The following is a 13,376-nucleotide window of genomic DNA, read 5'->3' on the forward strand; positions in this document are numbered from 1 at the left end:
CGCGCAGCGACGCTCGACTTTGCGAGCTGTAAGTCACTTCCCTAGTCTGAGGGAGAGCTCAATCGACATGAGTCCAAGCGCGTCGATGTTCATTCAAGACATTCCACTGTCCATAATGCCGATCAATTCCAGGGAAGGCACGTACGACGCAAAGATCACTGGGGACCCTCGCGATGTTGCGCAGGCGGTAGATCTTCTCCAAATGTTCGTTCGATACGATCGAACAAACGTAAAGCAATTGATCGCTGATGCGGTCACTGAGATTGCAAGGAGTCTTGCTTGGTATGGAAGAGCCCCTTACGAGATTTCAAAATTCGAGGGAGATGAGTCCCCGGGCGTCGAATTGACGAGTTTCACGCCGCGTCGCCTACTTGTTACGCCTTGGTTCTGCGTACAAGTCGTGCCACGTGTGGAGAGAGACCGACTAAAGAAGGCATTCGTCGCTATTCCAAGGCGCGATGTGTGGATTGTGGATATGCCGAGGAGCCTTGGTGGCTACTGGGAGTATCGTAAGATACTTCGACGCTTAGCTCGCTTCCACACCGCGGCTCCGGCCTTCTGGATGAAAGATTTGGAAGCCTCTGGAAGGGGCGCCTCCTATTTTGATTTTTCGGTTTATCGGCGAGAAACGGAAGTGCTGCAGTGCCGGATAACGCGCCGGTGGGGATGGAATCATCGTGATCTGACTTCGAACAATTGGACGGAATTTGCTCTGTTCTATCGCATGATGACGTTTAGGGCTTCTCAAGCGCTACTTAGAGAGCACATTCTGCTTGAGCTAAATTCCCTGTTAAAGCGACTCGCCATCAAGGCGGAAATTGAGATTTCCGGTTTGGCTACCTCGGAGAATATCTTCGGTTTGAGGAGCGAGATGGCCCTTGGGAACATCTCCTATGCCAAAGCATACGAGGTGACTTCTGTCTGAACATCAACTCAGCCGTCTGTCCGGCTAGTGCTCTACTCTTTAAAAACCAAAATAGGATACGAGACGGGCGGCGACTAAGCTCTCGCTCCGCCGGGTACACTCGAGCCGCCTCCCAATCGATGCCGCCTCGACAACTTGTGCATTCTCTTAGCACAATGGCTGACTGGGAGCCGAGCTGGCAACCGTGATAGGCTTGCGTTGTGGGTGCGCCAATGGGGAGAGCTGCGTGAGTTCGTTCAAATCAGAGTCGGATTCCAGCGCTGATCCGTTGCTGTCTCATATCCGAACATGCCGGGCTACAAGACCCCCGGGGCCAGCCAGGAAGCCGCAATCGCGGTGCGCGGCCGAGCGCGCGTTCTGCGCAAACAGATCGTCGCCTACCTGAAGTCCCAGTACCCCAAGGGCCGCACCGCGGATGAGATCGCGGAATACTTCGGGCTCAGCCTGTTGCCAGTCCCGCGCCCCGTCTGGCCGAAGCACACTACGCGAGAGATGTGGAGCAGACGGGAGAGCGCCGCCTCAGCCGAGCGGGACGGCGTGTCAACTGCTGGCGAGCGGTGTTGACCGAGGAGGAGAAGGGGTGCCGACATGGATGGTCAGGCATTCGATTTCGACGATCGGGTCGATTTCGACGACCGGATCGGCGATGACGATATCAAGGCGGAGGAGCAAGTTCTGACGCTCGACACGATCTGCGTCAGCAAGTTCTCGAAGCTGAAGTTGCCGCCGCGGAAGAACGTGCTCGATCCGATCCTGCCGGAACGAGGCCTGGCGATGCTGTTCGCGGGGCGCGGTATCGGCAAGACCCATGTCGCGCTGGGTATCGCTTATGCTGTGAGCTGCGGTGGCGAGTTTCTGCGCTGGCGAGCGGAGAGAGCGTGCAACGTGCTATACGTCGATGGGGAGATGCCTCAGGAGGCCTTACAGGACCGTCTGTTAGCGACGATGAAAGAAGGGCGCCATCCACCGGATGGCGCATTCCGCCTCCTGTGCATTGGACCGGCAGCCGTTGGGGACGTCCCTCAATCTGGCCGATCCGAAGCAGCAAGAGGCCGTCAATTCGCATCTGGACGGTGTGGAGTTTTTGGTGCTCGACAACTTGTCGACCCTCGTCAACGGCGGCACGGAGAACGACGCTGAGTCCTGGATCTCGATGCAGGCTTGGCTGCTCCAGTTGCGGCGGCGCGGAGTCACGGTTTTGGTCGTGCATCACGCCGGCCGCGGCGGCAATGCGCGCGGCACGTCGAAGCGGGAGGACGTGCTCGACACGGTGATCCAACTCAAGCGCCCGGAAGACCTGACCAAGGCGCGCGGGGTGTTCGGCGAGGGATGCCTTGGCGTTCGAGGCGAAACTCGAACTGGACGAAGATGCAGCGGCCCGCTGGGTCTGCACCGATCTCAAGAGCGAAGATGCAGAGGAGGTGCAGAAGGTGCTGGAGCTGTCGGAAGCGGGTAAAAGCACCCGCGAGATCGGCAAAGAGCTTTCGATGAGCAAGTCCAGGGTTGACCGGCTGTTGAAGAAAGCCAAGCGGACGAAGAAAGCCAAGCCGGCAGAACCGAAGGAATAGCAAGGACTGTCCCGCTGTCCCGCTGCCTTAGAGTGTGGGACAGTGGGACACCTATGGGTGTCTCACCAGTGCAATACCAACCGAATTTCCCAAAATTTCCTTGAATTACTGTCGCCGTTGAAGTCTATGAAAGGCCTATGCTTTCTGGGGACTCACCAATAAAAAATGCACTTCCTTTTATGGAGGGGAAAGTTCGGCCGCATTTACAGCAGCGGTCCTTTCCGGCATCCGCGCGGTCGGGGGCTCGATGAACGCTGTTGAAATTGAAGAAGCCATATCGACCCTGGCCGAGCAGCCGTTCAACGGCAGTGAGTTCCCGTTCGCCTTCCTGCAAGCCTTCGGCAATAAGGAAACGACGATCAAAAAGTTGCGGTCGGGCGCGTCGAATAGCTCCGACCTTGGCGGCGTCCTGCAACGGAACCACATTCACATCGCTGTCTGCGCACCCGGCGCGGTCACTAAGACGCTGGCCGCGCTGAAGGCCAGTCCGACAACCGCGAAGGCGAAGGCGCGATTCGTTCTCGCGACCGACGGCGCAGACTTCGAGGCGGAGGATTGCGACACCGGCGAAACAGTCGCCTGCGCCTATGCCGATTTCCCCGACCATTTCGGCTTCTTCCTGCCGCTCGCCGGCATCACCACCGTCAAGCAGGTCCGTGAAAGCTCTTTCGACATCCGCGCCACGAGCCGTATGAACCGGCTCTATGTCGAGCTTTTGAAAGACAATCCCGATTGGGGCGCCGACGCGCGCCGCCACGACATGAACCACTTCATGGCGCGGCTGATCTTCTGCTTCTTCGCTGAGCGCACCGACATCTTCCACGGCGTCGGTCTGTTCACCGGCACCATCGCTCGGATGAGCGCCAACGACTCGTCCGACACCCATAAGGTGATCGGCGAATTGTTCCGCTCTATGAACATCAAGCGGGAGGACCGAGCGAGCGCCGGCATTCCTCGATGGGCCGATGCCTTTCCCTATGTGAATGGCGAACTGTTTTCCGGCAGCGTGGACACGCCGCGATTCAGCAAGATCGCCCGCGCCTATCTTCTACATATCGGTAGTCTCGACTGGATGAAGATCAATCCGGATATCTTCGGGTCGATGATCCAAGCCGTCGCCGAGGACGAGGAGCGCGGCGCGCTCGGCATGCACTACACGTCCGTGCCGAACATCCTCAAAGTACTCAATCCGCTGTTCCTCGACGATCTGCGCGCCCGGTTTGAGGAAGCAGAAAACAATCCCCGCAAGCTCCTTAACCTGCGCAACCGTATGGCGAAGATCAGGGTCTTCGATCCTGCCTGCGGCTCCGGCAATTTTCTTGTAATCGCCTACAAGGAAATGCGCGCCATCGAGGCCGAAATCAACAAGCGGCGCGGCGAGGCCGACCGACGCACAGACGTCCCTCTCACCAATTTCCGTGGTATCGAGCTACGCGACTTCCCGGCCGAAGTCGCACGCCTAGCGCTCATCATTGCCGAGTTTCAGTGCGACGTGCTCTATCGAGGCCAGAAAGAAGCCTTGCAGGATTTCCTGCCGCTCGAAGCGAGCAACTGGATCATCTGCGGCAACGCGCTCCGGCTCGACTGGCCGAGCCTATGCCCCCCAGCGGGGACGGGTGTGAAGCTGCACGGCGATGACCTGTTCAATACGCCGTTGGATCAGGCGCAGATTGACTTCGAGAATGCAGGCGGAGAGACGTACATATGCGGAAATCCACCTTATGCTGGCCACGCTCGGCAGAGCGAACAGCAGAAGCTCGATCTACGCGACATCTTCGCTGAGCACACCACTTCGTGGAAGTCGCTTGATTATGTTGCAGGATGGTTTGCAAAAGCTGCGTGGTACTCTATTCAAACGAACACCTCCTGCGCTTTTGTGGCGACAAACTCGATCTGCCAAGGTGAACAGGTTCCGATACTTTGGCCCATTATTCGGGCAGCCGGTCAAGCAATTCGATTCGCTTATACTTCTTTTAGGTGGTCGAATCTCGCGAGCAACAACGCCGGAGTGACCGTTGTTGTCGTTGGCCTGGGTAAAGGCTTTCGCGAAGCCTTTCTCTACGATCAGGACGATCTTGGAGAAGTCAGAGTGCGTCGAGGTCCGAACATAAATCCCTATCTCGTGCTTGGGCCCAACATCATCGTGACACCAATGTTCTCGTCGCCGGACGAGCGGGGCACCATGATACGCGGAAATATGCCTACAGACGGCGGAAATCTCGTTCTGAGTGCAGAGGAGCTTCGGCGGTTGCCACTTGAGTGTCCGGAAGTGCTCCCATTTGTCCGTCTCTATTTAGGCTCCGAGGAGATGATTAACGGTCGAACCCGAGGCTGCCTTTGGATCGAGGATGATAAGGCAGAAGAGGCGCGAAGAATCCCCTTCATTGCGAACCGGCTGAAGAAAGTACAAGCTGCAAGGTTAAAGAGTTCCGCAAAATCTACTCGCGAATTTGCGGGAGGCTCACATAGATTTTTGCAAATCCAAGGAAGTGGAAAGAAGTGGACTATCGCGGTAGCGCGCGTCTCTTCTGAACGGAGAAGGTATCTGCCCGCCGAGCTTCTGGACAATAACGTAATTATTAGCGACCTTCTCTTTGGGATTTATGATGCTCCCTTGTGGAATTTTTCCTTTGTCACATCGACTTTGCATCTCACTTGGATCGCAACGGTCTGCGGTAAATTGGAAACAAGGTATCGCTACTCAAACGCGCTGGGCTGGAATACATTTCCCATCCCCATCCTCACTGAAAAGAACAAGGCCGACCTGACTCGCTGCGCTGAGGAGATTTTGATAGCGCGCGAGAAACATTTTCCCGCAACGATTGCCGAGGTCTACGACCCGAACAATATGCCTACGAACTTGCGCGAAGCACATGAGCGCAATGACGAAGTGCTTGAGCGCATCTATGTCGGCCGCCGCTTCCGTAACGACACGGAGCGTTTGGAAAAGCTATTTGAGCTTTACACAAAGATGATCGCGTCGCGGGGTACGGCAACAAAGAAAAAAAAGGCGGGGGCGAGCGCGTGACCAGCGACAAGAAAGCCATCCCATCCGTTTCGGTTTCCTATGCCCGCAACGGTTCATCGACCAAGGCCAACGCGCTCGGCATGCGGCCGATGCAGGAGCGCGCCTATGATCGACGCGGCGAGCAGTATCTTCTCATCAAGTCACCGCCGGCATCGGGCAAGAGCCGGGCGCTCATGTTCATCGCCCTCGACAAGCTCGCCAATCAGGGATTGAAACAGGCCATCATCGTCGTGCCGGAAAAATCCATCGGCGCGAGCTTCCATGACGAACCATTGACCAAATACGGCTTTTCGGCCGATTGGGTCGTTGCGCCGAAATGGAACCTCTGCGACGCGCCCGGCTCAGACAACGGCGGCAAGGTCAATTCGCTCGGTGTGTTCCTCGACAGCGATGACAAGGTTCTGGTCTGCACCCACGCGACCTTCCGCTTCGCCGTGGACAAGTTTGGCGTCGAGAAGTTTGACGATCGGCTGATAGCGGTGGACGAGTTCCACCACGTTTCCGCCGACCCGGAGAGCAAGCTCGGTCAGCATCTCGGCTCGCTCATCGCCCGGGACAAGGTGCATATCGTCGCCATGACCGGCTCATACTTTCGGGGCGATGCCGTGCCGGTGCTCGCCCCGCACGACGAGGCGAAATTCGATCCCGTCACCTACACCTATTATGAACAACTCAATGGCTACGAATATCTCAAGCAACTCGACATCGGCTATTTCTTCTATTCCGGTTCCTATGCCGACGACATACTGAGTGTCCTGGACCCGAATGAGAAAACCATCATCCACATCCCAAGCGTCAATTCGCGTGAGAGCACGAAAGATAAGATCAGGGAGGTGGAGCACATCATCGAGGCGTTGGGCGAGTGGCAAGGCATCGACCCCGCGACGGGGTTCCAGTTGGTCAAACGGCCCGATGGGCGCGTCCTGCGCATCGCCGATCTGGTCGACGACGACACTGCGAAGCGAGACAAGGTTTCGGCTGCACTGAAGGATCCCGCGCAGAAGAACAACCGCGACCATGTGGACACGATCATCGCGCTCGGCATGGCAAAAGAGGGGTTCGACTGGATTTGGTGCGAGCACGCGCTGACCGTCGGCTATCGATCCAGCCTCACCGAGATCGTGCAGATTATCGGCAGGGCGACCCGTGACGCGCCGGGCAAAACCCGCGCCCGTTTTACTAATCTGATCGCCGAGCCGGACGCCTCCGAAGAGGCGGTCACCGAGGCCGTCAACGATACACTGAAAGCCATTGCCGCCAGCCTGTTGATGGAACAAGTGCTCGCGCCACGCTTCAACTTCACGCCGAAGAATCCCCAGAGCGGCCCGGTTGACGGCTTCGACTACGGCGAAGGCGGCTACGATCCGAGCAAGGGTAATGTGGGCTTCAATGAGCAGACCGGGCAGTTCCATGTCGAGATCAAGGGCCTCGCCGAACCCAAGAGCAAGGAGGCCTCGCGCATCTGCACCGAGGATCTCAATGAGGTCATCGCCGCCTTCGTGCAGGACAAGACGGCCATCGAGCGCGGGCTGTTCGACGAGGAATTGATTCCGGAGGAACTGACCCAGGTGCGCTTGGGGAAGATCATCAAGGACAAGTATCCCGAACTGAACGAGGAAGATCAGGAGGCCGTGCGCCAACACGCCATCGCCGCCCTCAACATCACGCAGAAGGCCAAGGAGATCGCGCTTGGCGGCGACGGGGCGAGGACCGGCGGCGACGACCAGCCGAGCGCCAACACTGCGCTGATCGACGGGGTGCGGAAGTTCGCGATGGACGTGCGCGAACTCGATATCGACCTGATCGACCGAATCAATCCGTTTGGCGAAGCCTATGCCATCCTTGCAAAGACCATGAGCGAGGATAGCCTGAAACAGGTCGCGGCCGCCATTGCCGCCAAGCGCACCAGCCTGACGCCGGAGGAGGCCAAAGGGCTTGCCGTCCGCGCGTCGCGGTTCAAGAAGGATCGCGGCCGACTGCCCTCCATCGACGCCCAAGACCCTTGGGAAAGACGCATGGCCGAAGGGGCCGTCGCGTTCATGCGCTTCAAGAAGGAGGGTCGCTATGACGGATGACCTCGATCTTGATGAACTGGCGGCGGACCTCGCCGACTTTGCAGCGCAGGACAAGAAAGGCGGCCGTAGCCCACGTGAGGAACGCATCATCGCGGGCTTCGAGGAAATACAGCGTTTCGCCGAAACCCACGGCCGCGCGCCAGCCCATGTCGAGAATAACGTCATATTCGAGCGGCTTTATGCCGTGCGCCTCGACCGGCTGCGCGGGTCGGAAGAATGCCGTTCGCTTCTCGCCCCGCTCGACAAGCTGGGCCTCCTGGCAGGCGCGGACACGCCTGCCCCCGAGCCTGTCGAATCGATAGACGACGAGGAATTGCTTGCCGAACTGGAAGGCATCGGCGGCGCGTCCGACATCACCGAGCTTCGCCATGTCCGCACCGCCGCCGACAAGCGTGCGGCTGAGGAAATCGCCAACCGCACGCCCTGCAAGGACTTCGACAGCTTCAAGCCGCTATTCGTTCAGGTGAAAAAAGACCTCGACGCCGGCATACGCCAGACACGGCGATTCCAGGCCATGGCCGAGATCAAGCAGGGCGAGTTTTTCATCGTGGGCGGCCAGATCGCTTATGTCGCGGAAGTCGGCGAGGAATTTCTGACCGAGTACGACCGTCGCGACAGCCGGTTGCGCGTGATCTACGACAACGGCACCGAGAGCGACGTTCTATTGCGCTCGTTGCAACGTGCCCTCCACCGCGATGAGGCTGGCCGGCGCATCACCGACCCCACGGCAGGGCCGCTGTTTTCCGGCGAGAGCGAAGACGGCGACTTGGCCAGCGGCACGATCTATGTACTGCGCAGCAAGTCTGACCACCCGACCGTCGCGGCCCACCGCGACGTGCTTCACAAGATCGGGGTCACGGGCGGCGACATTGCGCGCCGCATTGCCTCTGCAAAGCAAGACCCGACGTTTCTCCTGGCCGACGTTGAGGTGATCGCGACTTACGAGCTGTTCAACGTCAACCGAACGCGCCTTGAGAACCTGATCCACCGCGTTTTCGACTCGGCGCGCCTGGACATCGAGATCAAGGATCGCTTCGGACAGCCAGTGATCCCGCGCGAATGGTTTCTGGTGCCGCTGTTCGTTGTCAACGAAGCCGTCGATCGGATCAGAGACGGCACCATCACCGATTACCTGTACGACCCGAGGACAGCAGCGTTAGTGCGGGCAGACAAGACTAAGGGGGGTGACCGCCGTGAACGGGATCAACCACGAAAAGCGTAACCGCCTCATCAAGGCGCGCATTCCGAAGTGTGAGCCCGGGCCCAACGTCGCCGGTGCGCCCGTTCCGGGGGAGCGGGAGAGGGATTTGGCCAGGCTGGCGAAGATCAAGAACCGCAGGCACCCGACGAAGCGCTCGACACCTCGCAGCAAACGAGCCGCGGCTCGTCGCAAGCTGCTCAAGCGTGGACGCGGAAAGAAATAAGCACTGAGATGATGGGGCGGCAGGCCGTTGCGGCGCGAGAGGTGCCGAGGCGGATGATTGACAGAATGGCACTGGGGGCAGCATGAAAAATCAAAGGCAAACGATTCGGAAGATTGTCGGCGCACTCAACGATCGTGATCAAGATGGCGGCTTCTGGTTGCCAAACATTCAGCGGCCATTCGTCTGGGGCGAAGATCAGATTTGCAAATTGTTCGACTCGATATTGCGAGAATACCCCATTAGTACTCTTCTTGTATGGCGGACAACGAGCAAGATCAGACGACGACGGTTCATCGATAACTGGAAAGAGTCCCTCCGCCTCAGTGACTTTTATGTGGTGGAAGACGACAACCGAAAGAATCTAGTTCTTGACGGACAACAGCGGTTGCAGAGTCTTTTCATAGGCCTGCGAGGCAGCTTCGAAGGAAGGGAGCTGTACTTCGATATTTTGAGCGGGGAATTAGCCGCTTCGGACGATATCAAATACAAATTTGCATTCCTTGGCGCGACGGATGCAAAGTTTCCGTGGGTCAATTTCAAGAAGCTTGTCGATTCGAACGCTAAGATGCGGGAGATAGAGGATGGAATGGCGTCTCGCGCTGGCAGAGTCTTAGCGCCTTCCGAGCGCGACAAGCTAAGAGATCACATCGACCTGGTCAGGCGAACATTCACCAGCGAGGAGGCGATTACCTATCAGGAGCTAGATAGTATCGACAATCCGAGCTTGTATCGCGAAGACGATGTGGTTGAAGTTTTTATAAGAGCAAATTCAGGCGGGACACGTCTCGAAAAGTCAGACCTGCTCTTTTCGCTTCTTAGTGCAAAGTGGGAGCTGGCCGACGAAGAGATGGAGATTTTGCTGGAGTCCCTCAATGCCCATGGCTTCGCGTTCGACCGTGATTTTGTGCTGAAGACGTGTCTAGTGTTGCTCGAGGAGGGGGCTCGGTACGAGGTTTCCAAGTTTCGTAAGCCCGGCATCCGGGACCAGATCGAAAGCGAATGGGATGACATCAGTGAAGCAATTCGGGACGTGCTCGACTGGGTCAGAGCAAAGACGTTCATCCAATGCGACAAGGCGCTGCCGTCGTACTTGGCTCTGATTCCCCTCGTCTATGTCCGCTTTCACCGTCCCGACGAATGGAAAACCGCAAAGGGGGTCGACACCTACTTGTTGCGGTGTCTGCTCGCGGGAGCGTTTGGCGGGCAACCGGACAATTTACTCGATGCTTTGATCGCGCGTTTTTCTGAGCTGAAAAAATTTGATGCCGACGAGGCGTTCCAGATCGTTCGCGATCAAAACCGTAGCCTCGAACTTACGCAAGAGCGTCTCTGGCAGACAGGGTATGGGTCGAGGGCTATCCATTTGCTGCTCAATATCTGGTACCGGGACTTCAATCATACGCCGGCATACGACGACAATCTTCCGCAGGTCGATCATATCTTCCCTCAGAAACTTCTAAAGCAGCAGAAGGTGCTGAGTATCGAAACAGGCAGGCCTGTGATGAAGTATCGAGAGGGCGATCGTAATCAGTTGGCGAACTGCATGCTGTTGAGCCGGGAGGAGAATGGCGCTGGAGGCAAGTGGGACACCCCGCCTTCCATATGGTTCGCCGACAAGGATGATGGCTATCTCGAAAAGCACCTGATCCCGAAAAATAGAGACTTGTGGGAGCTGGAGCGGTACGAGGATTTCATTGAGGCAAGAAAATTGCTGCTGGTTGACCACTTCCGAAAGTTGAAGGTCCTACCGGCTGCGGCGACACCGTGAGGGAGCGCAGGTCGTGAAATCGCCAGCGGCGAAGGAAATCCGCTGACAGGATACCCGCCCGGCGTGTAGTCTCGTGGGGGGCTACATGGCAACGGACGAAGAAAAAGAGAACGTCTTCCAGGCGATCGAGCAGGCCGTCGACGCCATCGTTTCGGAGGTCGTGGAGGGGCATTATGAGGCACTCACTCAGGAGCCGCAGCTCACCTCGAAGATCGCGGGTGCGATCGAGCACACGATCAAGAAGATGGATGTCGGAGACTTCAACGTCCAAGTAGAGGTGAGGGACTTCCCGGCTCAGGGCCGCGGAGCGCTCGAAGGGAAGGTGGGTGCCGACGTGTACATTTCGGTGGCTGTTATCCCGGAAGATCGGAAGGACGTAAGCAAGGGGATGCTTGCCCAGGCCAAGTGGGACCACTCGGTAAAGGACCCAAAGCTGCCGGAGCAGATCGGCAAGATGACGGAGCGTTCCGAGTCCTCATCGTACGTGTGGGTTTACGGTCCGAACGGCGTTACCTGCTATCCTGCCGCTGACTATCTCAATCCGCATTCGGAAGGAGGCGGCAGTCGGTAGGTTCACTCATTGCCAATGGCTTGCGATGCGAAGAGGGCGACCGGAGAATTGGGCGGGACCTCACTAAGCCGCTGATCACGTCCCTGAATGAGATCATGGAGGAGCTTGGTGTGCAGACGGCGGTTTCCTTCACGGTTCGGGAGGGCAGCCGTAGGCTGCGCCCTTATCGAAGGCGACGTAGGAAGCGGTTGGAATAAGTTGGCCGTCTCAGTTGAGAGCGGCTCGGCAATTCGCTTTTTGCTGCTCGCAGAGACCGGGAGTGGGGCCCCAAACTAGGTGGGGTACTTCGGCATAAAAATTTCGAAGGCAGGCGAGGGCATGAGAGAGTAGGGGTGCTTACCTATTGGTTACCCGACAGATTAGGCGTCAGAGCAATAATTTCAAAACCCCCTAGAAACACCGGCGCACCCGACACGATTCGAACGTGTGACCTTTGCCTTCGGAGCAAGATAACGTACCCGTCCGAAAAGTGCGATAGGGCACGCTATACCACGCTATCCGGCTGAAGCAACTGGATATTCTCAACAACAACAGCGACGTTCCTATCCGAAACCCCGCACCGATTTTCTCCCGCCTGCTTACGCGTTGCTTACTTGGGAGATCTCGCCCGGAACGAAGGAACGTCATGGTCAAGATCACAAAAAGGGTTGTCGAGGCGGCGGATGCTCGAGAGAAGGACTACCTAATCTGGGATGACGAGTTGCCGGGCTTCGGAGTCCGGGTCTTTACTTCCGGCAAGCGCAGTTACGTCATCCAGTATCGAACGAGAGGTCGCTCGCGTCGCTACACCATTAGGCTTCACGGAGCTTGGGTGCCAGAGACAGCACGCCGAGAGGCGAGGGTGCAACTCGGTCGGGTCGCTGGGGGTGATGATCCCGTCGAAGATCGCCAGCTCGATCACAAGGCGATCACTGTGAAGGAACTGTGCATCCGCTATTTCGCGGATCTGCAGGCCGGCCTCATCCTTGGGAAAGGCGGGCGACCGAAGAAGGTCTCAACGATCACCACCGACACGGGCCGTATTGAGCGGCACATCATTCCGCTCCTAGGAACCAGGCGGGTCAAGGATCTCACCAAGACCGACATAAACAAGGTCCTCAAGGACATTATGGCCGGAAAGACGCGGGTTTCGGTCAAGACCAAGAAGCTGCGGGGAAAGGCTATCGTCCGAGGCGGTGCTGGAACGGCGACGCGCACCGTCGGTCTTCTTGGCGGCATCCTTACCTACGCCGTCGAAGCGGGGATTATCGAAAGCAACCCGGCCCATGGCATCCGCAAGCCGAAGGACAACGTGCGGAAGCGTCGACTGTCGGAGGCGGAGTATCGAATACTCGGTCGGATGCTCCGCGACGCCGCCAAGCAGGAGAAATACACCACCATCCTGGACATCGTTCGTCAGCTTGCGCTGACCGGCTGCCGGCGTAGCGAGATGATCGGTTTGAAATGGACGGAGGCGGACACCGAGGCGAGTTGCTTGCGGTTGGAGGACAGCAAGGAGGGTGAATCCATTCGTCCCATTGGGTTGCCTGTCGTCGAATATCTCGAGCGACGGCGTACTGACGATGTTGGCACCTACGTTTTCCCGGGTCAGGGTGAGGACAACGCGTTCGGCAGCTTCCCGGGCCATTGGAAGCACATCTTCGAGGACTCCCCGCTGTCGGATGTGACACCGCATGTCCTACGTCATAGCTTCGCGAGCATCGCCAACGACCTCGGCTTTACCGAGGTAACCATCGCGGCCCTGGTCGGTCATGCCAAAGGTTCGGTTACCAGCAAGTACATCCATACGCTCGACACAGCGCTCATCATGGCTGCGGACACCATCTCGGGCTACATTCAAGGCCTCCTTGACGGCATTGAGTTCAAGCAGACCGCGTACGCGTTAGACCGCGATTCACGAACGCTGCCCTGGCTCGTTTTCTTAAGAGGGCTTCAGGTAGTGATCAAGAGGTGGCCGAGGAGGAGCGCCGTTTAGCAGCATAATCCTAGACGCAATGCGAGGTTATCGAACGGCCGG

9 protein-coding genes and 1 pseudogene are annotated in these 13,376 nt (G+C 57.8%); all 10 read left to right on the forward strand.

Going from position 1 to position 13,376, the window contains the following annotated elements; translation table 11 throughout:
- The first annotated feature begins 85 nt into the window (after positions 1-85).
- The 10 genes and pseudogenes from ACVJ5M_RS13320 (at position 86) to ACVJ5M_RS13365 (ending at position 13,342) form a co-directional block, all read left to right on the forward strand.
- On the forward strand, positions 86-925 hold the full coding sequence (locus ACVJ5M_RS13320; protein ID WP_456679307.1) for a hypothetical protein: 840 nt from the start codon (positions 86-88) through the stop codon (positions 923-925).
- 588 nt (positions 926-1,513) lie between these two features.
- A complete protein-coding gene (locus tag ACVJ5M_RS13325) occupies positions 1,514-2,065 on the forward strand; it encodes an AAA family ATPase (RefSeq protein ID WP_456679308.1) in 552 nt (183 codons plus the stop codon).
- Positions 2,013-2,381 (forward strand): hypothetical protein, encoded by a 369-nt coding sequence (locus ACVJ5M_RS13330; RefSeq protein ID WP_456679309.1) that lies wholly within the window; start codon positions 2,013-2,015, stop codon positions 2,379-2,381. The genes ACVJ5M_RS13325 and ACVJ5M_RS13330 overlap by 53 nt, the downstream gene beginning before the upstream one ends.
- Entirely contained in the window at positions 2,356-2,493 is a 138-nt protein-coding gene (locus ACVJ5M_RS13335) for a hypothetical protein (protein ID WP_456679310.1), read from the forward strand. The genes ACVJ5M_RS13330 and ACVJ5M_RS13335 overlap by 26 nt, the downstream gene beginning before the upstream one ends.
- 247 nt (positions 2,494-2,740) lie before the next feature.
- Positions 2,741-5,521, forward strand: coding sequence for a class I SAM-dependent DNA methyltransferase (locus ACVJ5M_RS13340; protein WP_456679311.1), 2,781 nt, complete (start codon positions 2,741-2,743; stop codon positions 5,519-5,521).
- Between the two features lie 80 nt (positions 5,522-5,601).
- Positions 5,602-7,596: a DEAD/DEAH box helicase gene (locus tag ACVJ5M_RS13345; RefSeq protein ID WP_456679625.1), complete on the forward strand. Its 1,995-nt coding sequence runs from the start codon at positions 5,602-5,604 to the stop codon at positions 7,594-7,596.
- On the forward strand, positions 7,586-8,818 hold the full coding sequence (locus tag ACVJ5M_RS13350) for a GIY-YIG nuclease family protein (protein WP_456679312.1): 1,233 nt from the start codon (positions 7,586-7,588) through the stop codon (positions 8,816-8,818). Before ACVJ5M_RS13345 ends, ACVJ5M_RS13350 begins: the two co-directional genes overlap by 11 nt.
- A gap of 284 nt (positions 8,819-9,102) precedes the next feature.
- Positions 9,103-10,788 (forward strand): GmrSD restriction endonuclease domain-containing protein, encoded by a 1,686-nt coding sequence (locus ACVJ5M_RS13355; RefSeq protein ID WP_456679313.1) that lies wholly within the window; start codon positions 9,103-9,105, stop codon positions 10,786-10,788.
- An 85-nt stretch (positions 10,789-10,873) separates the two neighbouring features.
- Positions 10,874-11,359 (forward strand): hypothetical protein, encoded by a 486-nt coding sequence (locus ACVJ5M_RS13360; protein ID WP_456679314.1) that lies wholly within the window; start codon positions 10,874-10,876, stop codon positions 11,357-11,359.
- Positions 11,360-11,984: 625 nt separating this feature from the next.
- Positions 11,985-13,342, forward strand: a pseudogene (locus ACVJ5M_RS13365) (tyrosine-type recombinase/integrase).
- The last annotated feature ends 34 nt before the right edge of the window (positions 13,343-13,376 follow it).

The organism is Bradyrhizobium sp. S3.7.6 (assembly GCF_054061875.1).

Coding starts and splice junctions, on each gene's coding strand:
- ACVJ5M_RS13320 (WP_456679307.1), top strand. CDS start 86: ATGTTCATTCAAGACATTCCACTGTCCATAATGCCGATCAATTCCAGG.
- ACVJ5M_RS13325 (WP_456679308.1), top strand. CDS start 1,514: ATGGATGGTCAGGCATTCGATTTCGACGATCGGGTCGATTTCGACGAC.
- ACVJ5M_RS13340 (WP_456679311.1), top strand. CDS start 2,741: ATGAACGCTGTTGAAATTGAAGAAGCCATATCGACCCTGGCCGAGCAG.
- ACVJ5M_RS13345 (WP_456679625.1), top strand. CDS start 5,602: ATGCGGCCGATGCAGGAGCGCGCCTATGATCGACGCGGCGAGCAGTAT.
- ACVJ5M_RS13350 (WP_456679312.1), top strand. CDS start 7,586: ATGACGGATGACCTCGATCTTGATGAACTGGCGGCGGACCTCGCCGAC.
- ACVJ5M_RS13355 (WP_456679313.1), top strand. CDS start 9,103: ATGAAAAATCAAAGGCAAACGATTCGGAAGATTGTCGGCGCACTCAAC.
- ACVJ5M_RS13360 (WP_456679314.1), top strand. CDS start 10,874: ATGGCAACGGACGAAGAAAAAGAGAACGTCTTCCAGGCGATCGAGCAG.